At 68.0% G+C, this 21,777-nt stretch carries 20 protein-coding genes; 5 read left to right on the top strand and 15 right to left on the bottom strand.

Annotated features, from left to right (window positions below; genetic code table 11):
• Window position 1: 1 nt before the first annotated feature.
• A complete protein-coding gene (locus G6N14_RS00500) occupies window positions 2-787 on the bottom strand; it encodes a class I SAM-dependent methyltransferase (protein WP_085136676.1) in 786 nt (261 codons plus the stop codon).
• An 87-nt stretch (window positions 788-874) separates the two neighbouring features.
• A complete protein-coding gene (locus G6N14_RS00495) occupies window positions 875-2,473 on the bottom strand; it encodes an amidohydrolase (protein WP_085136675.1) in 1,599 nt (532 codons plus the stop codon).
• 116 nt (window positions 2,474-2,589) lie between these two features.
• On the opposite strand from G6N14_RS00495, the gene G6N14_RS00490 reads away from it, so the two are divergent.
• A complete protein-coding gene (locus G6N14_RS00490; RefSeq protein WP_085136674.1) occupies window positions 2,590-3,021 on the top strand; it encodes a pyridoxamine 5'-phosphate oxidase family protein in 432 nt (143 codons plus the stop codon).
• Window positions 3,022-3,063: 42 nt separating this feature from the next.
• On the opposite strand, the gene fadD4 is transcribed toward G6N14_RS00490, so the two are convergent.
• A complete protein-coding gene (gene fadD4, locus G6N14_RS00485; RefSeq protein ID WP_085136673.1) occupies window positions 3,064-4,590 on the bottom strand; it encodes a fatty-acid--CoA ligase FadD4 in 1,527 nt (508 codons plus the stop codon).
• A gap of 2 nt (window positions 4,591-4,592) precedes the next feature.
• Window positions 4,593-4,853, bottom strand: a complete 261-nt coding sequence (locus G6N14_RS00480) for a hypothetical protein (protein WP_085136672.1) — start codon at window positions 4,851-4,853, stop codon at window positions 4,593-4,595.
• 170 nt (window positions 4,854-5,023) lie between these two features.
• On the opposite strand from G6N14_RS00480, the gene G6N14_RS00475 reads away from it, so the two are divergent.
• The gene (locus tag G6N14_RS00475; protein WP_133054941.1) at window positions 5,024-6,013 is read left to right on the top strand and encodes an alpha/beta hydrolase; all 990 of its coding nucleotides are present in this window, start codon (window positions 5,024-5,026) and stop codon (window positions 6,011-6,013) included.
• A gap of 19 nt (window positions 6,014-6,032) precedes the next feature.
• Window positions 6,033-6,923 (top strand): SDR family NAD(P)-dependent oxidoreductase, encoded by an 891-nt coding sequence (locus G6N14_RS00470; RefSeq protein ID WP_085136670.1) that lies wholly within the window; start codon window positions 6,033-6,035, stop codon window positions 6,921-6,923.
• A 35-nt stretch (window positions 6,924-6,958) separates the two neighbouring features.
• On the opposite strand, the gene G6N14_RS00465 is transcribed toward G6N14_RS00470, so the two are convergent.
• From G6N14_RS00465 to G6N14_RS00445, 5 genes are read right to left on the bottom strand one after another with little or no spacing between them, the layout of a single operon-like run.
• Entirely contained in the window at window positions 6,959-7,981 is a 1,023-nt protein-coding gene (locus G6N14_RS00465) for a spirocyclase AveC family protein (protein WP_085136669.1), read from the bottom strand.
• Entirely contained in the window at window positions 7,978-8,985 is a 1,008-nt protein-coding gene (locus G6N14_RS00460) for an LLM class flavin-dependent oxidoreductase (RefSeq protein WP_085136668.1), read from the bottom strand. Before G6N14_RS00460 ends, G6N14_RS00465 begins: the two co-directional genes overlap by 4 nt.
• A 10-nt stretch (window positions 8,986-8,995) precedes the next feature.
• Window positions 8,996-9,850, bottom strand: coding sequence for a mycofactocin-coupled SDR family oxidoreductase (locus G6N14_RS00455; RefSeq protein ID WP_085136667.1), 855 nt, complete (start codon window positions 9,848-9,850; stop codon window positions 8,996-8,998).
• A gap of 16 nt (window positions 9,851-9,866) precedes the next feature.
• Window positions 9,867-11,423 (bottom strand): class I adenylate-forming enzyme family protein, encoded by a 1,557-nt coding sequence (locus tag G6N14_RS00450; RefSeq protein WP_234808988.1) that lies wholly within the window; start codon window positions 11,421-11,423, stop codon window positions 9,867-9,869.
• Complete coding sequence (locus tag G6N14_RS00445) at window positions 11,417-12,562, bottom strand: thiolase family protein (protein ID WP_085136666.1); 1,146 nt, start codon at window positions 12,560-12,562, stop codon at window positions 11,417-11,419. The genes G6N14_RS00450 and G6N14_RS00445 overlap by 7 nt, the downstream gene beginning before the upstream one ends.
• Before the next feature lie 44 nt (window positions 12,563-12,606).
• Here G6N14_RS00445 and G6N14_RS00440 point away from each other — a divergent pair, with 44 nt between their 5' ends.
• Window positions 12,607-13,020 (top strand): Zn-ribbon domain-containing OB-fold protein, encoded by a 414-nt coding sequence (locus G6N14_RS00440; protein ID WP_085136665.1) that lies wholly within the window; start codon window positions 12,607-12,609, stop codon window positions 13,018-13,020.
• 17 nt (window positions 13,021-13,037) lie between these two features.
• On the opposite strand, the gene G6N14_RS00435 is transcribed toward G6N14_RS00440, so the two are convergent.
• From G6N14_RS00435 to G6N14_RS00410, 6 genes are read right to left on the bottom strand one after another with little or no spacing between them, the layout of a single operon-like run.
• Complete coding sequence (locus tag G6N14_RS00435; protein ID WP_085136664.1) at window positions 13,038-15,200, bottom strand: acyl-CoA dehydrogenase family protein; 2,163 nt, start codon at window positions 15,198-15,200, stop codon at window positions 13,038-13,040.
• A gap of 34 nt (window positions 15,201-15,234) precedes the next feature.
• Window positions 15,235-16,614: a phosphotransferase family protein gene (locus G6N14_RS00430; RefSeq protein WP_109559894.1), complete on the bottom strand. Its 1,380-nt coding sequence runs from the start codon at window positions 16,612-16,614 to the stop codon at window positions 15,235-15,237.
• The gene (locus G6N14_RS00425; protein WP_085136663.1) at window positions 16,611-17,432 is read right to left on the bottom strand and encodes an enoyl-CoA hydratase/isomerase family protein; all 822 of its coding nucleotides are present in this window, start codon (window positions 17,430-17,432) and stop codon (window positions 16,611-16,613) included. The genes G6N14_RS00430 and G6N14_RS00425 overlap by 4 nt, the downstream gene beginning before the upstream one ends.
• Window positions 17,429-18,700, bottom strand: coding sequence for an FAS1-like dehydratase domain-containing protein (locus tag G6N14_RS00420; RefSeq protein ID WP_085136662.1), 1,272 nt, complete (start codon window positions 18,698-18,700; stop codon window positions 17,429-17,431). Before G6N14_RS00420 ends, G6N14_RS00425 begins: the two co-directional genes overlap by 4 nt.
• A gap of 1 nt (window position 18,701) precedes the next feature.
• Window positions 18,702-19,934 (bottom strand): cytochrome P450 family protein, encoded by a 1,233-nt coding sequence (locus G6N14_RS00415; RefSeq protein WP_234808987.1) that lies wholly within the window; start codon window positions 19,932-19,934, stop codon window positions 18,702-18,704.
• Window positions 19,935-19,982: 48 nt separating this feature from the next.
• Window positions 19,983-20,888, bottom strand: a complete 906-nt coding sequence (locus tag G6N14_RS00410) for an SDR family oxidoreductase (RefSeq protein WP_085136660.1) — start codon at window positions 20,886-20,888, stop codon at window positions 19,983-19,985.
• A gap of 55 nt (window positions 20,889-20,943) precedes the next feature.
• Here G6N14_RS00410 and G6N14_RS00405 point away from each other — a divergent pair, with 55 nt between their 5' ends.
• Window positions 20,944-21,777: an enoyl-CoA hydratase/isomerase family protein gene (locus G6N14_RS00405; RefSeq protein WP_085136659.1), complete on the top strand. Its 834-nt coding sequence runs from the start codon at window positions 20,944-20,946 to the stop codon at window positions 21,775-21,777.

Genomic DNA, 21,777 nt, shown 5'->3' with positions numbered 1-21,777 from the left:
ATCAGGCGGGTTTGGCGGCAATCACCTCGATGGCGCCCATATTGCTGCGATGGCGGCGGAACGTCGCGCGCATGTTGAGCACCCGGGCCCGCGCGTCGGAATCGCGCAGCACGTTGAACACGAATCTCAGCGCACCCAACACGCCCTCGTCGGCGATCAGCCGGTGCGGCTCCAGCAGCGCCATGGGGGCGTAGGAAACCGTCTCGACGGTGAAGCCGGCCTCGGTGAGCAGATCCGTCCACTCCCCGGCGGTCAGCGGCCGGGCATTGACCTTGATGGAGCGGGCCAGCGCGGTGCGGACCTCATCCTTGACGGCCTCGGGCACATCGGCGGGCTGCAGCATCATTTCGTGGATGGCATAGCGGCCGCCCGGCCGCAGCACCCGGAAGGCCTCCCGCATGATCTCGGACTTGTGGGTGTTGGTCTGCATGGTCAGCATCGCCTCGCCGATGACGACGTCGGCGCTGTCGGCGGCCAGCCCGGTCTCCGAGGCCTGGCCGGTGACAACCCGTCCCTTGTCGCCCACCACCGAGCGAACGACACCGGCGGCATGGTCGTCGGCCTCGACGCCGGTGTAGGTGCCGGGCCGGCGTTTGAGGATCTCCGTCGCGGTGCGGCCCATGCCGGGTGCGAGTTCGACGACATCGGCGCCGGCCAGCTGCGCGTCGGCCAGCATGCGGTGGGTCAGGCCGACGCCACCGGGCCGCAGCACGCGTTTGCCCAGGCGGGCAAAGAGCCAGTGGCCGGGCAGGTCAGCGGTCTTGCGGTCGGGCATCGGCAGACTCATGCAACGGAGGTTAGCCTTACCAGCCTTCACTGGCCAGAGGACTTTGGACCCCGATGTTTGCTCTAAATACGGTTCCGGCTCTCCGGATCAGACCACCTGGCGGCCGGCCAGGAAGGTGGCGCGCACCTCAAGATCGGCGATCGCCTCCGGGCCGACGGCGCGTGGGTCGGCCGACAGCACCACCAGGTCGGCATACTTTCCCACCTCCAGGGAGCCGGTCACATCGTCGGCGAACAACTGCCAGGCCGCATCGAGGGTCTGCGCCCGGATCGCCTGCTCGACGGTCAGCCTCTCCTCGGGCGCCAGCACTCGCCCGCTGGGCGCCCGGCGAGTGGCGGCGACGCTGATGTTGCGCAACGGCTCTTCGGGGGTGACCGGTGCGTCGTTGTGCAGCGAGATACGCATGCCCGCCGCCACGGCGGAGGCCGCCGGCATCCAGCGTGAGCCGTGTTCCTCCCCGAACAGGCCGTCGACCAGAACGTCACCCCAGTAGTGGAGGTGGTCGACGAACAGGCTGCAGGTGACACCCAACTCAGCGGCACGGCGCAACTGCTCGGGGCGGATGGCGCCGACGTGTTCGAGGCGCAACCGATGATCGGCGCGCGGGTGCCGGCGCAGCGCATCTTCGTAGACGTCGAGGATGGTGTCGACTCCGTTGTCGCCGTGGACGTGGCAGGCCATCTGCCAGCCGTGCGGGAAGTACGCCTCAACGATTCGCCTCAATTGTTCGCCGGTGTAGTTGGCATGCCCGCACGATCCGGGTTCGACGCCGATGATCCGGGTGGCCTCGGTGTCCAAGTACGGGAAGGACAGGTCGATGTTGCCGATCCACGGCGAGCCGTCCACCCAGATCTTGATACCCACCTGGCGCAGCATGTCGTCACCGTCGCCCGGCGAGGCATCGGTGTGCAGCGCCGCGTTGGAGATCTCATAGGTGCGCAGTCGCACCGTCAACTCGTCATGCAGTGCTTGCACCAACGGCCGGAACTGCGGCGAGAACGCCATCTCCGAGATTGTCGTCAGCCCTGCCCGGTTGAGCCGCGCGCATTCGGCCCGCAGCATCGCCGGGGCGTCGCCGGGCAGCATCGCCTCGCCCAGCAGCGGAATGAGCGCGGCGGTCTCCTCCGCGGTGCCGTCCAGTTCGCCGGCGGCGTCACGGCCGTACTTCGCCCCGATCGGGTCGGGGGTGTCGCGGCTGAGACCGGCCGCTCGGCCGGCCGCGCTGTTGAAGTACGCCTTGTGGCCCGAGTTGTGCACGATCACCAGCGGGGCGTCCGGGGAGACGCTGTCCAGCCAGGCCAAGGTGGGCTCGGGCAGGCCCGGCTGCAGCAACTGGTCCCAGCCGACCGCGTACGCCCCCTCGGCGCCGCGAGCGGCCACCTCTTTGCGGACCAGATCCACCACAGCGTCGGCGTCGGTCAGGGTGACCGGCCGGATGTCGACCATCCGGCCGGACAGCACAACCGACTCCATCAGCGGATGCCCGTGGGCCTCGACGAAGCCGGGCAGCACGCAGCCCTCGCCGGTGTCGTACACCCGGGTGTTCGGACCGATCAGTGCCTCGATGTCCTTGCGGCCGCCGACGGCGACGATGCGCCCGTCGGTGACGGCCAGCGCCTCGGCAGTCGGTTGCGCGTCGTTGACCGTCAGTATGGTGCCGGTGACGACGAGATCGGCTGCGGGCATCGTGGGCTCCTTATCGGCAGGCTTCGCCGGAGTGTAAGGCGCTGGGAGCGCCCTGGCCGGAGAACCTCTCCGATGCCCGGTGGAATAGCCCGGGGTCAACCGCTGTTCGAGCCGGTATGCCCAGAGCCTTCACTGAAACCGAACGTCAGCAGTTCCTCGCCGACAAGCACGTCGCCGTGCTGTCCGTCGCCGCCACCGATGGCCGCCCTCCGGCCAGTGTCCCGATTTGGTACGACTACACCCCCGGCGGCGACATCCTGGTCAACACCGGCGCCGGCTCGCGTAAGGCCAAGCTCATCGAGCAGGCCGGCGCGGTGACGCTGGTGGTGCAGCGCGAAGAGCTGCCCTATCAATATGTGATCGTCGAGGGCACCGTGACCGATACCGTCACGCCGGCCCCGCGGCCCCCACGCGAGGCCATTGCGATTCGCTACCTGGGCGAAGAGGCCGGCCGGGCTTTCGCCGCCGCCCTCGACGACGCGCCCGGCGTGTTGTTCACCATCCGCCCGGACCGCTGGTTGACCGCGGACTTCTCCGGGGATCTCTGACGCCGCCGGCGCACCGCGTCGGGGCGGGGCGGCCGGCCCGGGTCAGGGGCGCGGCGAATAGCGCGATGCCAGCTCCTGCTTGCGCAACTTCCCTGCCTCGGTGCGCGGCAGCACGTCCTCGAAGGCGATCGACCGCGGACATTTGTAGGCGGCCAGCCGGTCGCGCAACCAGGCGATCAGCTCCTGGGCGAAGTCCTCGCCGGCGTCCGCGGGTTCCACGCACTGCACCACCGCTGTGACCGACTGACCCATGGCCGGGTCCGGGATGCCGAAGACCGCGGCGTCGAGCACCCGGGGGTGGCTGATCAGCAGGTTCTCGGCTTCCTGCGGGTAGATGTTGACCCCGCCGGAGATGATCACATGGTGCCGCCGGTCGGTCAGGTACAGGTAGCCGTCGTCGTCGAGGTAGCCGATGTCGCCGACGGTGACCCAGCCCCGGTCGTTGCGGGTCGCGGCGGTCTTGGCCGCGTCGTTGAGGTAGGAGAAAGACAGCCCCCCTTCGAAGTAGATCTCCCCGTGCTCGCCGGCGGGTAGCTCGGCACCGTCCTCGCCGACGATGTGCACCGCACCGCCCATCGGCCGGCCCACCGAGCCCGGATGCGACAGCCAGTCCTGCGCCCGGATGTAGGAGGCTCCGGCGCCTTCGGAGGATCCGTAGAACTCATCGATGATCGGCCCCCACCACTGGAGCATCTGCCGCTTGATCTCCGGCGGGCAGGGCGCCGCGGCATGCACCACCCGGCACAGGCTGGACACGTCGTAGCCGGCGCGTACCGCTTCGGGCAGCTTGAGCATCCGGACGAACATCGTCGGCACGAACTGTCCGTGGGTGACGCGGTAGCGCTCGATCGCCTCGAGCGCACCGCGGGGGTCGAACTTCTCCAGCATCACCACCGTCGCGCCAAGGGCCTGCGCGGACATCGACCAGAACGACGGCGCGGTGTGGTAGAGCGGCGCCGGGCTCAGATACACCGAGCCCGAGTCGATGCCGGCGGCGGTGAGCAGCGGCGCCAGCAGCAACCCGGCGTCCTGCGGTGACTGGTGCGGCAGCTCGCGGCGGATTCCCTTGGGCAGCCCGGTGGTGCCCGAGGAGTACTGCAGCAGATCGCCCTCGCGTTCGTCGGCGATCGGCCCGTCCGGCCGGTGCGCCACGCAGTCCGGGTACTGCTGCCAGCCGTCGAGCTGCCCGCCGGCCAGGATCCGCAGCTCCGGCAACCCGCCGCCCAGATGCGAACCGAGCGCAGCGCAGACGTCCCGGGTGGCAACCGACCCGACTATGGCTGTGGCGCCGCTGTTCTCGAGGATGTAGGCGGCTTCGGCAGCGGTGAGATGCGTGCTGATGGTCGCGTAGTACAGCCCGCAGCGACGGGCGGCCCACATCACCGCGTGCATGTGTTCGTTGTTCTCCATCAGCACGGCGACCGTGTGGCCCTCACGCAGTCCCGCCGCCCGGAAATGGTGCGCCAACCGGTTCGCTCGCGCCTCGAGCTCGGCGAAGGTGATCTGGATGCCGCTCGGATGCAGGATCAACGCGGTTCGCCCGGAATCCGCCCACTGCCGGATCTGCATGATCAGTCCGACGCCGGCAGCGGCTTGGCCGCCCGCAGGACCAGCGCGCGCCCGGCGAACCGCAGCGGCCCGGCGCCGGCCTTGACGCACAGCACTTCCAGCCCGGATTCCTCATCGGCGTACCGCTTGCCGACCAAGATCGGCTCCTGGCCGTCCTGACCCTCGTGCGCGGAGAGCTCACCGTCGGTGGACGGCGGGCGGACGACCATGACCTCGCAGGTGGACCCGGGCAACGTCAGCCGGGTTCCGGACTTGAGTGTCATGCGCACCTCCTAATAGGATACTGATCTATTCGATAGTATCCGGTCCGGCAACACGCGTCTCGGGTGATTCTGCCGGATCCCGGGCCGAAGAGGTCTGATAACTTCAGCTCGATCGTTCTCGCGCAAGGGGTCCCGGACGCCACGCGGAACCCAGCGTTAAGGAGCACGTCGTGACGACTGGCCAGGAGTTGGCTATCTCCTTCGTCGCCGGGAGAAGCCTCCGCGCCCGTGCGGTATGCAAAGCCGCCAAGCTACTGGTGAAGCCGGCGGTGTACGTCGGCGGTCATCTCCTGGATCTCCCGTGGCCGTTCGCCGTTGCCGAACTCGCCGCCAAATGCCTGCCCAAACTGTCCGGGGTCACCGTCGAGCCGGTGCGTGTCGGCGAGATGTACGCCGAGATCATCCGGCCGGCCGCCGGCCCCCGGTCGCCCCATGTCCTGCTGTACCTGCACGGCGGGGCCTTCTACGTCGGGGGGCCCAACACCCACCGCCGGGCGGTCTCGCACCTGGTCCGCGAAACCGGTCAGACCGCACTGGTGGTGGATTACCGTCAGAGCCCCCGCCACCCGGTCAGCAGTTCGGTACGCGACTGTGCGGAAGCCTTCGAGTGGCTGATCGGCCGGGGCTACCAGGCCGGCGACATCAGCATCGTCGGCGACTCGGCGGGGGGCTTCCTGTCCGTCGCCACCGCCATCACCGTGCGACAGCGCAGTCTCGGCAAACCGGCCGGGCTGGTGTGCTGGTCGCCGGGCCTGGACTTCACCCCCATACCGCACCGTCGCGGGCGGTACCGGGACGCGTTGATCGGCCGCCGCGCCTACAACGCCCTGTGCCGGAGTCTGGCGAAGGTCGAGTCGCGGGCCGGTGGCGCCGACGGTATCGGAGCCACCACCAGCCTGCTGTGCGCCGATGTCACCGGCCTGCCCGCCACCCTCATCCAGGTCGGCTCGCAGGAATTCGTCGCGCCCGACGCCGTGGATTTCGCCCGGCACCTGGCCGACAACGGTGTGCGAACCACCCTCGAACTGTGGGACCGTCAGATCCACGTCTTCCCGGTCCTGGCCGACATCCTGCCGGAGGGCATGGCCGCTCTGCGCCGCGCGGCCGTCTACCTCAACGAACTCCATGCGGCAACACCCGGCACCCAACCAGCTGCCTGACCAAAGGATCTGCCCTGATATGACACCGAATCCGCTACGCCGTGCCATGCGCCAGTCGATCAACGTGCTGACCAAGCCCGTACCTATTCCCCGGTTGGGCACCCCGTCGCTGGCCGAGCGCGTCTCCGGTCGCGTCGTTCTCATCACGGGCGCGTCGAGCGGCATCGGCAAACGGCTGGCCGAGCGGGTCGCGGGCGCGGGGGCCACAGCCGTCGTCACGGCCCGGCGCGCCGACGAACTCGACCGTCTGGTGCAGTCGATCGAGGCCACTGGCGGGAAGGCGCACGCGGTGGTCGGCGATCTGTCCACCGAGGAGGGCATCAACGAGGTCGCCCAGGCCGTACTCGACCGTTTCGGTGCGCCGGACGTCTTCGTGAGCAACGCGGGCAGATCCATCATGCGCTCGGTCGCCGAATCCGAACACCGACTGCACGACTACGAGCGCACGATGCGGCTCAATTACCTGGCCGGCGTGGGCCTGACGCTGCGCCTGCTGCCCGAGATGCGCAGGCGCCGAAGCGGCCACGTCGTGCACAGTTCCTCGATCGGGGTGTTGTCGAACCTGCCCACGTTCTCGGCGTACATCGGCTCCAAGGCGGCGTTGGACGCCTTCTTCGGCGTCGCCGCGATCGAGAGTCTGCGCGACGGCGTCCACTTCACCAACGTGCATCTGCCGCTCGTCGACACCGAGATGATCGCCCCCACCGATTGGAGCGGCTTCGCCTCGCTGACCGTCGACCAGGCGGCCGACATGTTGATCGACGCCATCAGGCGCCGTCCCCGGGCGGTCAACAACCCCCTGGGTTCGATGTACTTGGCCGCCGAATCGGTGGCACCGCGCACCCTGCACCGGTTGCAGAACCTGATGTTCCACGAGATCGGCGTGGGTCAGTCGACGAGCGAAAGCTGACGGGCAGGAGCCGACCGCCCTGCCAGCTCAGCCGGTCACGGTAGCGGCGGGCACGGCGGATTCGGGCCCAGGCCGCACATATCGTGGTGCAGGTAACTCGGGATGTCTTGCGCCGGTTGGGTGTCGGCGTGCTGATTCACCAGGTTGAAGCCGAGCATGAAGACCATCATGATCACGTTGAACACGCCGGTCAGAGCCAGGATGCGTACCAGCGGGACCATGCGCTTGTTGCGCAGCTTCTCGATCCCGGCGTCGGTGATCATCCGGCCGTCCTTGTCCCGGAAGCAGTAGATGGCGATGGACAACGTGCTCACGATGCCGCCGAAGAAAACGCCTTCGTACAGGGGGAACTGATACAGGTGGCCGGAGAAGATCGACCATGAACCGTCCACGCGGAGGTAGGTCCACAGGCCGACGCGATGGAAGTACTGCTCCAGCACGATGTCCAGCACGGTGAACAGCAGCACCATCGTCGCCAGCACGCCCGCCCTGTTCAGCCGGGGCGCCGCGGTGCGCAGCCGGCCGATCAGTTTGTCGATGCCCATGATCGCCAGCGGGGTCAACACGATGTAGCTGGCCAGGAAGTAGATCAGGGGCTGGGGATTCTCCGCGCCCTTGCTCACCCACCCGGGAATGAACTCGCCCCAGGTTCCCCTGTTGAAGAAGCCACTGTTGTATGCGAAGACCGGACGGGTCGCGTTGACGCCGGGGTCCTGCCAGGCTGCCAGCAGCCAGGCCACCACGAAGATCCCGATCGGCGGAATCTCCCGCTCGGCCCGCATTTTGCGCACGATCCACCAGATGAGCCCGATACCGAGCAGCACACAGCCGATCTCCCAGAACCGGATCCAGAACATCGAGGATCCCGGGATCGGGTCGGGTCCAGCCGGTGTGGGCGCGAAGCTGTCCGAGAAGATCCAGCGCAGATACACGTAGAGCTGAAACACCACGAACACCGCACCGAGCCGCGCCAGCCAGACGATGGGCGGCGACTCCTTGGCACCCACCCAAAGCTGTTTCATCGTGTCGCCATCGGTGGTGACAGAACTTGTGGTCATGTCAGAACTTCTCCATTCTCGGCAAACGCCTGGATCACCTGTTCTCCGTAGCGCTGTCGGCGCCGCGGACTGACGAGAAAGCCTGGCGGCGAGAAGAAGCCGATGTCGGGCAGCCGCCGCCGGGCTGCCAGCATCTCGCGGGCCTGGGCGGTGTCGCCGCACACCGCCATCGCCCACAACATGTCATCGCTGACGTGCTTGCCCAGCTCGCGGGCGTTGCCCTTGGCGAACTCGGCTCGGATCGCCGCGACTTCGTCCTGCCAGCCGTGCAGGTCCACCAGCGAGTCGTAGGTCCGGACGGTGAGCTCGAACGCGATCTGGCGCTTGGCGTCCTGAACCGCGCGCTGCGGGTCTTCGTTGTCGATCACGGTGGTGATCCAGCCCCAGCGCTTCAGCTCGGCTGGATCCCGGCCCTGCCGTGCAGCGCCGATCGCCAGTTGCGGATCGACCACGTCGGTCCACCACCTGTCGGTGAACAGCGGGTGGCCCAGTACCCCGTCCGCCACGCTCCCGGCGGAGCGGATCATATGGACGTTGAAGGCTCCCAGCAGGATCGGTACGTCGATGGGGCCCATGACCGGTGCCCGGATGTGGGTGTTCAACGAGTAGAAGTCGCCGTCGAACACGATCTTCTGGTCATTCTCGGCCTGCAGGAAACCGCGGATGCAGCTGACGAGTTCGGCCATCCGGCGAGCGGGGTGGCTGGAGTCGACGCCGAACCAGTCGCGGTTCATCCGTGCCGTTCCCGCCCCCAGCCCCAAAAAGACCCGGCCGGGCGCAATCCGGTTGAGGTGGCGCACCGAAGAGGCGTGCACGAACGGTGACCGGGCAAACGCATAGGCGATGCCCGGCCCCGTCCTGGCCGTGGTGGTGGATCGCGCCATTTCGGCAGCCGTCACATACGCACTGGTGTCGGCGAACTCGCCGGCACAGAAGGCGACAGCGCCCGCCTGCTCGCAACGCTGCGCGAGATCAGCCCCGGGCCAGGGCATTCCCCACCTCATGCCGGCTTCTTTAGAACTTCAGGCTGGCGCCGGCATCCACCTTGAGTTGCACCCCGGTGACATATCGGGACTCGTCAGAGGCCAGGTAGCACACCGCGTGCGAGACGTCTTCGGGCTCCACGTACGGAATGGGCATGCCTTGCATCATCGGGAAGGTGAGCAGGGCGTCGTCCACGCCGGGGTGCTCCAGATCCGGGCGGAACATCTTGTACATCCCCTCGTTGTGCAGCATGGGGGTGTTGACATTGGTCGGATGCACCACGTTGGCACGGATGGACAGCGGTGACAGTTGCGCGGCCAGCGCCAGGGTGTACTTGTCGATGAACTGCTTGGCCAGGTTGTAGCCGGCACCGCCGGATCCCTGCGGGCCCATCGCCGCACCGGGCCCCGCCTTCTCCGCCAAGAGCCCCGCCACCGAACCGACGGTCACGATCGACGCTCCGGCCGTCAGGTACTGCAGTGCCGCGTGCACGGTGTTGACGACCCCGACGAAGTCGACGTCGAAGGCGTTCGCGAAGGCGCCGATCGGCTGGTTGAGCCCCAGCGGGCAGATGCCGGCATTGGCGACCACCACATCGAGCTTGCCCATCTCGGCGACCGCTGCGGCCAGCGCGGCCTCGACGGCGGCGCGGTCGCGGACGTCCACGGCGGCCGCAGTCACCCGGTGGCCGGACTTCTCGACCTCTCGGCAGGCCTCGTCCAGGTCCTCAGGGCGGGCCAGCGCGTACTCGTTGTGTTCGATATCGGCACAGACATCGAACAAGATGATGTCGGCGCCTTCCTCGGCCAGCCGCACGGCGTGCCGGCGGCCCTGACCGCGCGCCCCGCCGGTGACCAGGACGACTTTTCCGTCTACTCTGCCCATCTCGGTTCCCTTCCGCCTATCTGAGTTGTTCTCGGAGAACGTGCTTTTGAATCTTTCCGCTCGCCGTGCGCGGCAGTTCGGAAACCACCACGATGCGCTCCGGGGTCTTCTGCCGCGCCAAGCCGCAGTCGGCGAAATATGCTGCGGCGTCGGCGAGGTCGAATCTGCGGCCGGGGTTGACGACCACGAAGGCGCAGACCCGCTCGCCGTAAGTCTCATCAGGTGCACCGACCGCGGCGGCCTCGGCGATCGCCGGATGCGCGCTCAGCACGTCCTCGACTTCCTTGGAGGAGATGTTCTCTCCGCCTCGGACGATGATGTCCTTCTTGCGGTCGGTGATGGTGAGGTATCCGTCGGCATCGAGGCGCCCGACATCTCCGGTACGGAACCATCCGTCGACCATGCCGGCGCGGGTGAACTCCGAATCGGTGTACCCGCTGAACACTTCGGGGCCGCGGGTCAAAATCTCGCCGGCCTCGCCGATGGCCAGGTCGCGGCCGTCGTCATCGACGATTCTGACCTCGGTGCCCGGACAGATCCGGCCGTCGGTGTCGGCCCGCTTGTGCAGCGGATCCTCCGGGCGTCCCGAGCTGATCGTCGGATGCTCTGAGGAGCCATAGCACCGGAACGCCCCGATGCCGAACCCGTCGGCTCGGCGGATCAGGGCGCCGGCCACCCCGGCGGCGCCGGTGGTGTATTCCCGCAGACTGGACAGGTCCAGCCGGTCGCGCTCCGCGATGTCGAGTATCCCGCTGAGGTGAATGGGCGCACCGCCGGAGGAGCCCACCGCGTAACGATCGATGAGGGTCGCGGCTTTCTCGGGGTTCCAGGCATCCATCGCGATGGTGCTGCTGCCCCGGCACAGCATCCGCAGGATGCCGAGTGTGCCGGCGATATGTCCGGAGGGGAAGACCGACAGGGTGGTCAGATCTGGCCCGGAGGAACGCATCTGGTCCAGCGATGCCACCTCGCCGAGCAGGCTGGCATGAGTGTGCTGCACACCCTTGGGCTCGGCGGTGGTGCCGGAGGTGTACACCAGCAGGCAGCGCCGGTGCGGGTCGTCGTCGACGACCGGGGTGAAGCCGGGTGCGGCGGCAGCGGCGAGCTCGACATAGGACAGTGTTCCCGGCAGCGCAGCGCCGACCAGGATGCGGTGCTGCAGGCTCGGCACGTCGGCGAGCGCGGCCAGGGTCGCGGCGGCGTCGCGGTTGCGGTTCTCGCGGGCCAGGATCAACGCCCGGGCCCCGGATTGCCGGGCGATGAAGGCGACTTCGGCGGGACCGTAGATCGGCACGATGGGCAGCGCGACCGCCCCCGCCAGCCAGATCCCGGCATGCGCGGTGAAGCACTCCCGCCAGTTGGGCAACTGCAGGGCCACCACGTCACCGGGCCCGATACCGAGCGCCGCCAGGGACGCGGCCACCCGGCAGCTTTCCCCGAAGATCTCACCGAGCGAACCCGAGTAGGGGTTGACGTCGCTGTGCACCTGCACTGCGGTGGCGCCGTGCTGCGCTGCGGCGCGGACCATCTCGCCGGGTATGTCCGCCAACGTCTCGGTGGCCGGGGTCAGCATGACAGCAGCACACATCCTGCGATCGGTCCGCCGCCGGCGGAGACCACGGCCACCTCCGGCCGGGTGGCCAGAGACGTCGGGCCGGCGCACCCGCGCAGCTGCTGACATGCCTCATGCAGCACCCAGTAGCCGTGCATACGTCCGGCGGACAGTTGCCCGCCGTAGGTGTTCAGCGGCAGCTCGCCGTCGAGCGCGATGCGCTGGCCGCCGTCGACGAACGGTCCGGACTCGCCGCGCGCGCAGAAGCCGAGCGCTTCCAGCCAGGCCAGGGTGAGGAAACTGAACCCGTCGTAGAGTTCGGCGAGGTCGACATCTGCGGGCTTGAGCGAGGTCTTCGACCACATCTGGGCTGCCGCGTCGGTAGCGGCCATCTGCGGATAGTCGGCACGGCTGAACCATCCGCCCGCCCCGGAGGACCCCCCGGATGCCTCGATGGCCACCGCCCCGTGGGGGGCGTTGCGGCGGTGGTCGGCCACCGAGATCACCAGCGCGATGGATCCGTCGACCGGGACGTCACAGTCCAGCAGGCCCAGCGGAGTGGAGACCGGCCTGGCGTTGAGGTAGTCGTCCATGGTGATCGGCTCGCGGTACACCGCCAGCGGGTTGCGGGCGGCGTTGCGGCGCGCGTTGATCGCCACCCAGCCGAGCTGCTCCTTGGTGGTGCCGTAGAGATCCATGTGCCGCCGGCAATGCAGCGCCAGCCAGTTGGCTGCCGAATAGGCGTGGGCGGCAAGCAGGTAACCGACGTCCGACAGTGCGTCGGGGAGCTTGGCGCCCTTCTTCGGCGCTTGCGCGGTGCCACCGATCATCTGCACCGTGCGGTAGACCAGGACATGCCGGAGCCGGCCCGAGGCGACCGCCTCGGCGGCCTGCACCACCGGGGTGAGCAGTCCCGCGGACCCGAAGGCCGTGCCGAAATCACCGGGATCGGCGATCCCCAACAGGGCGGCGGCCTCGGCGGCCGGGGTGTCACCGAGGGTGATGATCCCGTCGATGTCGGCGGGCTTGAGGCCGGCGTCGGCGATGGCCGCCGTGCAGGCCTGCACCGTCATGTCCGCGGCGGGGATGCCGGTCCGCCTCCCGATGCCCGAGATCCCGGTCCCCGAGATCACCGGAGCGGGCCGCGCCGCTTCGATCATGAAACCTCCGTCGCCAATGTCATAAATGAGTGTACTATTAAACAATGGCGCCTGTGCCCGCTTTCGCCCCCCGGATTCTGCCCGGGATCGACGATCACAACCGCGGCTTCTGGACCGGCGGGGCCGACGGGAAGTTGCATCTCGCCCGGTGCGAACCCTGCCGGCGCTACGTCCATCCGCCCCGGAGCAACTGCTCGGACTGCGGTGAGCCGCTGGCCTTCGCCGCGGTCTCCGGGGACGCCACGCTGTACAGCTACACCGTGGCGCATCAGCAGTTTCATCCCGATGTGCCAACGCCGTTCGTCATCGCGCTGGTCGAGATCGCCGAACAGCCCGGTCTGCGGCTGGTCACCAACCTCGTCGACTGCGACGTGGATTCGCTGACCTGCGGGATGGCCCTGCGGGTCCGCTTCGAGGAGCACGGCGAGGCGTTCGTGCCGGTGTTCGCCCCGGCCTGAACACCCCGCCGTCCCCCTCATTTGATCAACGGGTCGCGCGGCAGACCGAGGATGCGCTCGGCGATCTGATTACGGGTCACCTCTGATGTTCCGCCGGCGATCGTCATCCCGCGGGATCCCAGCACCAGCAGGCCCGTCACCTTCGCCGGCGCCGTCAGCACCGCGACGTCGCGACCGAACAACTCCGCCGACAGTCCGGCCCGCTTGACCACGTGCTCGGCGATCAGCAGCTTGGTCACGTTGCCCTCCGGGCCGGGTTCTGCGCCGCTCACACTGCGCACCACCCGCCGTAGGTTCAGCAGCCGCAGAGCGTGGTCTTCGGCGATGAACCTGCCGGCTCGTTCGGGCCCGCCGGCGATGTCGTCGCCGTAGCGCTGGGTCAGGTCCACGATCACCCGCGTCGCACCGTCGGCGCTGGCCGCCCCGCCGCCGATGCTGACCCGCTCATTGCCCAGCGTCGCGCGGGCCACCGTCCAGCCGGCGTTGGGCTGCCCGACCACGTTCTCGTCGGGGATGAACACGTCGGTGAAGAACACCTCGTTGAACTCAGCTCCCCCGGTGATCTGGCGCAGCGGCCGAACCTCGACGCCCTCGGCGGCCATATCGATGATCACCGTGGTGATGCCACTGTGCTTGGGCGCATCGGGATCGGTGCGCACCGTCGCCAGACCCCGCTGGCAGTGCTGGGCTCCGCTGGTCCATACCTTCTGCCCGTTGATGACCCAGCCGCCGTCGACACGGACCGCCTTGGTGGCCACCGCCGCGGCGTCCGATCCGGCACCCGGCTCGGAGAACAGCTGGCACCAGACTTCTTCCTTACGCAGCGCCGGAGCGACGTACCGCTCGATCTGCTCGGCACTGCCGTGCTGGATCAGAGTCAGGATCACCCACGCGGTGATGCCGTAATCCGGCCGCTTGACCGCCGCGTCGGCCAGTTCCTGTTCGATCACCAGCTGCTCGACCGCGTCTGCGGCCCGGCCCCACGGCTTGGGCCAGTGCGGCATCACATAACCGGTTTCGATCATCCGCTCGCGCAACGCGGCCTCGTCCAGCCCGGACCAGGAGGCGACCTCGGCGCGGACCTCGGCGCGCAGCGTCTCGGCCTGCGCCGGGAGTTCGATCGAGTTCTCCCGCACCACGCCCTTGGCTGTCAGTTCGTACGCCTGCGCCGGGGCGTCCCGGCCGCCGAACAGGCCGCGCAGCACCAGAGCCCGCCGCAGGTGCAGGTGCGCGTCATGCTCCCAGGTGAATCCGATACCGCCGTGCAGCTGGATATTGAGCTCGGCATTGTGCACGTAGGCCGAGAAGGCCAGGGTGGCAGCGCATGCGGCCATCAGCGCGAGCTGCTCGTCGCCGTCGGCAGCCGCCCGAGCGGCATCCCATACCGTGGCTGTGGCCGACTCGGCCGCCACCAGCATGTTGGCGGCATGATGCTTGACGGCCTGGAAGGTTCCGATGGTGCGGCCGAACTGCTCGCGAACCTTGGCGTAGGCCACCGCATGCTCCACGCAGTCCTGGGCTCCGCCGATGGCCTCTGCGGCAAAGATGGTGCGGGCCAGTGACTTCGCCAGCGCTGCCGCGCCGGGCAGGATGTCGACCCCGGCCGCCGCGACACCGGCCAGCGCGACCCGTCCCGACCGTCGAGTCGGATCGAGGTTGGCCGGAACCTCGACACGCACGCCGGCGGCATCGCTGCCGACCACGATGACGTCCTCCCCCACCGACAGCACCAGGACATCGGCCAGCCCGGCCCCGATCACCAGGGCATCGCCGGAGAATTCGTCGCCGTGTGCCGTCACCGACGAGTCGACGTCGACGGCGCCGGTCACCGAACCGTCGACCAGCCCGGGAAGCCAGCGTGCTCGCTGGGCTTCGTTGCCGGCCGCCGCAATCACCGCGGAGGCCGTCACCGTCGGGACGAAGGAACCCGGGGCGTTGACGCGGCCGAACTCCTCGACCACGGTGACCAGTTCCAGCAGGCCGCAGCCCGCACCGCCGTACTGCTCATCGATGTGCAGGCCCAGCCAGCCCAGGCCGGCCAACTCGTCCCAGAACGAGACCTGCGGCTCGTCGTGGGCATCCAGCAGCGTCCGGGCCGCCTCGCGAGCCTTACGCGCTTCCAGGAAGGACCGGGCTACCCCGGCCAGCTCCCGGTGTTCTTCGGTGATTGCGATACCCAACGGTCCAGCGCTCCTTGCTTATCGGGATTCTTCTTCAATGACTCAGCGGCGGCCAGGTACGGCGCGCCAGCGCCCCCGAGGCCGTTCGAGTCAGGTAGTCGTCACGTTTGATGCCGCGCCACAACTGGGCGACGTAGTCGTATTCGCTGATCGCGCCGCGGCCCACCGCCTCGGCCAGCGCGGCCCGGCCCGCCGACACCGACGCCGGGACACCGCCCAGCAGCGCGGCCAGTTCGGCGGTTTCGGCCGCATCGACCTGCGCACCGACCCGGTTGACTTCGGCGAGGTACTTGACCAGTCGCGCCGCGCCTTTCACGTAGCGCATCGCCAGGGCATCGGTGATGCGTTCCGCCGCGCCGGACAGCGAAGAGGCCGCCGCCTCATAGACCGCCGAGAACTCCCCGTCGCCGCCGTCCTCGGGCAGGTCGACGTCTACCTCGGGAATGCCGACCACCTGCGCCAGCGCCTCCACCAGCATCCGCCGGTGCAGCATGCCGTAGATCAGGCTGTTCCCGGCGTCCGGTGACCCGGCCGGTGCCGAGGCCCTGATGTCCACGGTGCCCGGGTTGATCGACGCCAGACGGGTTTCGGCGAACAACCGGTAGTACCAGACCCGTCCTTCGTCGATGCGATGTCCGGACAGTTGTTCGTACTCGGCCAGCCGATCCGGGAACACGGTGAAGGTGTCCTGGACCGCCCGCAGCGACAACCAGGCGATGTCGTCCATCGGGTCGCCGAAATGGGCCAACTCCCAGTCGACTACGGCCGTGACGGCACCGTCGGCGTACATGAAGTTTCCCGGTCCGGTGTCGCCCTGGACCAACACCGTCGGCCCGTCGTAGTCGGGCACATTGCGATCCAGCCAGTCGATGCAGAACGTCACCAGCGGTGCGGGTTTGCCGTACCGCGCCACCCGCGCCCGCATCGCCGCGATCTCGGCGCGCACGTGCTCGGCCACCGGACCGGCCGGGCCCAGACTGTCGATCTTGAGATCGCATGCGTCGATCCGGTGCAGGGCAGCAAGTTTGGCGATGAAGTCGCGCGCGGTGCGCACCTGCTCATCGGGATCTTTGATCAACCGGAACCAGGTCTGCCCGCCCACTCGTTCCAGCAGCACGGCCTGCTGCACCGGATGCGCGGCGATGACGCGGGGCACAGTGACCCCGTGACGATGCAGCTCGGCCATGATCTCGGCCTCTACCTGCAGGGGATGAAACGCGCCGCCGGGATCGGCGGGCTTCGGGTCATACCGCAGGAACAGCTCCTGAGTCTGCGACCCGATGGTGACGTCGACGAACCAGGCCTGTCGGCTGGCGCCCCCGGATACCTGCCGGCTTTCGACCCGATCGGCACCGGTGACCTCGGCGATCCACTGCCGGATCTCCTCCCCGATCCCGGGCTTGGGACTGCTCATCGGCGCGCCTGCGTCTTCTTCGCCGCCGTGGCAAGCCACGCCTTGACCGCGTCCCGATGTTCGGCGGTGAGCGCGCTGCGCACCATGCGCTCACTCTCCGCCTTTACTGCCTCGTGCAGCGGTAGGCGCTGCGCATCAAGGACATTGGCCTTGGTACCGGCGAACGCCGCGGTCGGTCCCGCGGCGATCTCGGCTGCCCAGGCCAGCGCAGCCGCGGACAGCTCCGCATCATCGACCACGCGATTGAACAGCCCCAACGCCAAACCGGTGTCGCTGTCGATGGGCTGATCCGCAATCAGCAGTTCCAGCGCCCGGGACGGCCCGAGCAGGTGGGTCAGGAACCACGCACCACCGAAATCACCGGAGAAGGCCAGCTTCGACCAGCCCGGAACCAGCTTGGCCGAGCGCGCTGCGATCCGCAGATCGGTGGACAGCGCGATACTCATCCCGGCGCCGACTGCCGCGCCGGGCAGCGCGGCGATGGTGATCTTCGGCATCTCGTGCAGCAGCGTCACCATCCGCGCGTTGTCGGCGAGCACTGCGCTGCGTTCCAGGACCTGGGCCTCGGGATCCGGCGCGGTGACTTCCCGGGCCGAGCCGCCGTCGCGGACGTCGCCGCCGGCGCAGAACGCGCTGCCGGTGCCGGTGATGACCACGCAACCGATGTCGTCGTCGGCGGCGAAGCGCTCCAGCAGCGCGGGAATCGCCACATACATCTCGCTGTGCAGTGCGTTGCGCCGATGCGGCCGGTTGAAGGAGATGACTCCGACTCCCTCGACGACCTGGGCCAGCACCGTCTCGGTGCCGGTCTCGATCACCGTGTGTTTCCGTGCCGGAGCTCGTTGTGGCGCCGCAGCATCGAAGCTGCCTTGCGCCGCAGTTCCTCATCGGGCTGCGGCAGGATCACCGGGCCGAGTTCCCGGCTCGGCAGGGCAACGGTGGCCGTCGCCGGTGCGGTGACCTCGCCCCGCTGGCTGGTGGCCCGGAACTCCAGGTCGACGAGGGCATTGCCGTTCTCGATGCGCTTGCCCACCACCTCCCCGGTGATGATCTGGGTGTCACCGATGAAGTTGAACTTGCGCATCTCGTCGTACTGGCGGACCAGCCAGCCGTCGTCACCCATCCAGTCGGTGACGTAGTGGGTCAGCCAACACTCCCGCATGACGCCGTAGTCATAGGCCATCGGGTTACCGATCGACTGCGACCATTCGTTCTCCCAGTGCAGCCGCTGCGCCACATCGGGAATTCCCGCCGCGTTCTTGATGTAGAACTTGGGCGCGCGCTGCCGGTTCTTGTAGCCCACCCGGCCCGGTCCGATGCCGTACGGCGCCAGGCCGTAACCACCGGCATGGAAGCAGATCATGTCCGTCAGAGTGAACGGCCCCTTGGCCATCTTCGGCAAGACATCGCCGACGTTGACGTCCTCGTAGTAGCGGGGCTCGGCACCGCGGGGACCTTCGGCGGCGTAAATCTCGTCGATCTCGGCGATCTCGTCGTCGGTGTAGGTCGCGGCCGTCAGGCCCATGTACTTGCCGCGTTCCCGCGACTTCTTGCGTTCGGTGGCGATCAGGATCATGCGGGTCACCGCTACCACTTCGCCGCGCTGGTTGATGCGGACCGACCTGATGCGCCGGATGACCGAACGGCCGGCGTACTCGCTGGCCTTTTCCTCGATGGACTCCAAGCCACCGAAGCCGTAGAGCGTGTCGCCCGGGTACACCGGCGCGTACCACTCGGTGTCCTGCCCCGAGACGAACATGTGCACGCCGGAGAACAGGCCCCTGGTGGCTTTGCGAATGTCCTCGGGGATCGGGTCGCCCAACATCTTGCGGGCCATCGCGATATGGATCATCGGTGGCGCGATCGGCGCCCCCCAGCGGGTGCCGGCCGCGTACTGCGGATCGGCGAACAGCGGGTTGTCGTCGCCGTAGGCACGGGCGAAGTTGCGGATCCCGTCGGCGCTGAGCTCGCGGTAGTACTCATCGATGCTCGTCGGGGTATCCACGCCGAGCAGCAGCTTGGCGCGCTCGATGTCCTCGTCCTTGATGGCGTAATCGAATTCTTGGGCCTGCTCCGTCTGCGTCATGTCAGTACATCCGTATCGGTAGTTTGGTCAGCCCGCGCAGCGACACCGTGGGCTTGTAATGCAGTTTTTCCTTGGGAACTGTCAGTTCCCAGTGCGAGAAGCGATCCAGCAGTGCCGTCAGGGCGATGCGGCCCTCGAGGCGGGCCAGCTGGTGGCCCAGGCAGTAGTGCATGCCGAAGTTGAAAGCCAGGTGGCGGTTGGGCTTTCGGGTCAGATCCAGGGAGTCGGGGTTGTCGAACACCGTCTCGTCCCGGTTGGCCGAGGCGATCATGCCGAGAATCTGCGACCCGCGCGGGATGGCGACACCGTGGATTTCGACATCTTCTTTGGCCAGCCGCGCCGCGCCCGAGGCCACCGGTGAGGTGAAGCGCAGCAGTTCCTCGATGCCGGTTCCCGCCAGCAACTCGGGCTGCTGGCGCAGCAGGGCAAGCTGGTCGGGATGCTCGATGAGCGCCAGGACGCTGCTGCCGATCAGGCTGGCGGTGGTGTCGTGCCCGGCCAGCAGCAACAGGAAGACCATGGCCACCGTCTCCTTGTGCGTGAGCCGGTCGCCGTCGGCATTGGCCCGCACCAGGTCCGAGATCAGGCCGTCGTCCGGACGGACCCGGCGTTCTTCGATCAGCTCCTCAAACAGCTGGACAAGCCGTCGCGCCGCCGAGAACATGCCCAGTTTGCGGCCACCGTCGCCCACCTTCTCCACCAGGTGGTGGAACTCGTCGCGGTCCTTGTCGGCCACCCCGAGCATTTTGGCGATGACGGCCAGCGGTAGCCGGACCGCGTATTCGTGCGCCAGGTCGACATCGCGTTTGGCCGCCACCTCGTCGGCCAGCTGATCGGCGATCTTGACGATGTCCGATTCCATGGTGGCCACCAGCTTCGGGGTGAACGCCTTGTGCACAAGCGCCCGCAACCGCTTGTGGTCCGGGTCGTCTTTGAACACCATGGTCTGGGTCAGCATCCGGATGGTCGGCGGCAGCACCCAGGCGAATTTGCCCACCGGGGTGTACTTGAGCACATCGGTGGAATACCGGTCCTCGCTGTGCAGCGCCATGACGTCGTCGAACCGGGTGAGCAGGTAGCCGCCCCTGCCGCGCAGCAGCTGCGGCGCGGTGGCCCAGGACACCGGGGCGTGCGAGCGCAGGTAGGCAAAGCGCTCGTAGGGGTCATCGAGCATCTCCCGGCTTCCCAGCGCGGTCTGCTCCAGGTTGGCAGCCTTGGCCATTGCTACTCCCATCGATGCGCTACTCGTCGGATCGCCGCTCGGAAACGGATGCCGCCCACCTCAGCCCCTCATCGGATGATTGAGTTCGAAAGGCACCTCTGCGAAGTGGGCCGCCTTGGTCTGCAGGTCCGTCACCGTCCAGCGTTCTCCGCTGGGTGCATCGATCCGGTCGATGATCGACCACGGCTGGAACAGCTGCACCGAACCGCCCATGACGAAGAACACCCGACCGGTGATCGGACTGTCCGCGGTTGCCAGGTAGGCCACGAACGGCGCCACGTTGGCGGGGTCCATGGCCCCTACGGCGTCGCTGCTGCCGGGATCGGGCACCCCGGGCAGGCCCGCGGTGAGCCGGGTCAGCGCCGCCGGCGCGATGGCATTCACCCGAACCCCGTATCGGGCCAGTTCCTCCGCGGCGATCATGGTCATCATCGCGATGCCGGATTTGGCTGCGCCATAGTTGGTTTGGCCGGGCTGACCGAACAGGCCGGAGGTCGACGAGGTGTTGATCACCGACCGGTCGGTGACGACACCGCTCTTCGCCTGGTCCCGCCAGTACGCCGCCGCATGGCGCAGCGGGGCGAAGTGCCCTTTGAGGTGCACCCGGATGACGTCGTCGAACTCCGCCTCGGTCATGTTGACCACCGTGCGGTCGCGCAGAATGCCGGCGTTGTTGACCAGGACGTGCAGATCGCCGAACTGCTCGATCGCGGTGCGGATCAACGAATGCGCTCCCGACCAGGTCGCGACGTCGTCATGATTGGCCAGCGCGTCGCCGCCGCTGTCGCGGATCTCGGCAACCACGTCCTGGGCCGGAGTGCGGTCGCCTCCGGTTCCGTCGCTGGCGCCGCCGAGGTCATTCACCACGACCTTGGCTCCTTCGGCGGCAAAGAGCAACGCATGCTCGCGGCCGATGCCACGCCCGGCACCTGTGACCACCGCGACGCGTCCGTCCAGAGTCCCCATCTCTACTTCCCTGTATCCCGCTGTCCCGTTGGAAATTATTAGTACACTGATTTCTATGATTTCCGCTACCCCTCAGGGTGCTACCGATGGCAGCGCAGGCGAACCGATCCCGCTCGAGCACATCGCGTTCGACGTCGCCGACCACATCGCCACCATCACCCTGAACCGCCCGGACGCCATGAACGCAATCTCCGCCCGGATGGCGAGCGAACTGACCTGGGCCTGGCGCACGGTGCGCGACACCGACGACATTCACGTCGTCGTGCTGCAGGCCGCCGGCGATCGCGCGTTCTGCACCGGAGTGGACGTCAAGGGCGACTCCAGCTGGTTCTTCCGCAGCAACATCTGGAACACCTTCGACCCGGGCATGGTGATCTCACCGAAGATCCATCACCGCTGCTGGAAACCAGTGGTCACCGCGGTACACGGCATGGCCGCCGGCGGCGCTCAATATCTGCTCAACGAATCCGACATCATCATCTGCTCCGAGGAAGCCGCGTTCTTCGATCCGCACGCCAACGCCTCGATCGTGTCGGCGCTCGAGCCGATCGGCATGCTGCACCGGGGCGTACCGCTCGGTGAGGTGCTGCGCTGGGCGCTGATGGGAACCGAGGAACGCATCTCAGCGGCCACGGCGCTGCGGATCGGTCTGGTGTCCGAGGTGGTGCCTCGCGAGCAGCTGCACTCCCGCGCCCGCGACATCGCGGCGTCGATCGCAGAACGCAGCCCCCAGGCAATCCAGGGCACTATCCGCGCGATATGGGAATCTTTAGACATGACCCGGTCAACCGCTCTGCAGAACGGCATGGCCTACACCCATATCGGTAACCCGCCCCTGGCCGAACGCCGCGCCAGCCCGCGGCGCAACGGACCGGCCCTGTACCGGTGA

The sequence above is a fragment of the Mycolicibacter hiberniae genome, assembly GCF_010729485.1.
GTDB lineage: Bacteria > Actinomycetota > Actinomycetes > Mycobacteriales > Mycobacteriaceae > Mycobacterium > Mycobacterium hiberniae.
Note: the sequence above shows the minus strand (reverse complement) of the source record. Positions and strands in the feature narration are given on the sequence as shown.

What these genes read in the sequence shown, in the direction of transcription:
- G6N14_RS00420 (WP_085136662.1), bottom strand. Translation starts at nt 18,700, where the DNA reads ATGACGCAGACGGAGCAGGCCCAAGAATTCGATTACGCCATCAAGGAC.
- G6N14_RS00450 (WP_234808988.1), bottom strand. Translation starts at nt 11,423, where the DNA reads ATGCTGACCCCGGCCACCGAGACGTTGGCGGACATACCCGGCGAGATG.
- G6N14_RS00405 (WP_085136659.1), top strand. Translation starts at nt 20,944, where the DNA reads ATGATTTCCGCTACCCCTCAGGGTGCTACCGATGGCAGCGCAGGCGAA.
- G6N14_RS00470 (WP_085136670.1), top strand. Translation starts at nt 6,033, where the DNA reads ATGACACCGAATCCGCTACGCCGTGCCATGCGCCAGTCGATCAACGTG.
- G6N14_RS00495 (WP_085136675.1), bottom strand. Translation starts at nt 2,473, where the DNA reads ATGCCCGCAGCCGATCTCGTCGTCACCGGCACCATACTGACGGTCAAC.
- G6N14_RS00500 (WP_085136676.1), bottom strand. Translation starts at nt 787, where the DNA reads ATGAGTCTGCCGATGCCCGACCGCAAGACCGCTGACCTGCCCGGCCAC.
- G6N14_RS00445 (WP_085136666.1), bottom strand. Translation starts at nt 12,562, where the DNA reads ATGATCGAAGCGGCGCGGCCCGCTCCGGTGATCTCGGGGACCGGGATC.
- G6N14_RS00410 (WP_085136660.1), bottom strand. Translation starts at nt 20,888, where the DNA reads ATGGGGACTCTGGACGGACGCGTCGCGGTGGTCACAGGTGCCGGGCGT.
- G6N14_RS00440 (WP_085136665.1), top strand. Translation starts at nt 12,607, where the DNA reads ATGGCGCCTGTGCCCGCTTTCGCCCCCCGGATTCTGCCCGGGATCGAC.
- G6N14_RS00460 (WP_085136668.1), bottom strand. Translation starts at nt 8,985, where the DNA reads ATGAGGTGGGGAATGCCCTGGCCCGGGGCTGATCTCGCGCAGCGTTGC.
- G6N14_RS00430 (WP_109559894.1), bottom strand. Translation starts at nt 16,614, where the DNA reads ATGAGCAGTCCCAAGCCCGGGATCGGGGAGGAGATCCGGCAGTGGATC.
- G6N14_RS00455 (WP_085136667.1), bottom strand. Translation starts at nt 9,850, where the DNA reads ATGGGCAGAGTAGACGGAAAAGTCGTCCTGGTCACCGGCGGGGCGCGC.
- G6N14_RS00480 (WP_085136672.1), bottom strand. Translation starts at nt 4,853, where the DNA reads ATGACACTCAAGTCCGGAACCCGGCTGACGTTGCCCGGGTCCACCTGC.
- G6N14_RS00465 (WP_085136669.1), bottom strand. Translation starts at nt 7,981, where the DNA reads ATGACCACAAGTTCTGTCACCACCGATGGCGACACGATGAAACAGCTT.
- G6N14_RS00415 (WP_234808987.1), bottom strand. Translation starts at nt 19,934, where the DNA reads ATGGGAGTAGCAATGGCCAAGGCTGCCAACCTGGAGCAGACCGCGCTG.
- G6N14_RS00490 (WP_085136674.1), top strand. Translation starts at nt 2,590, where the DNA reads ATGCCCAGAGCCTTCACTGAAACCGAACGTCAGCAGTTCCTCGCCGAC.
- fadD4 (WP_085136673.1), bottom strand. Translation starts at nt 4,590, where the DNA reads ATGCAGATCCGGCAGTGGGCGGATTCCGGGCGAACCGCGTTGATCCTG.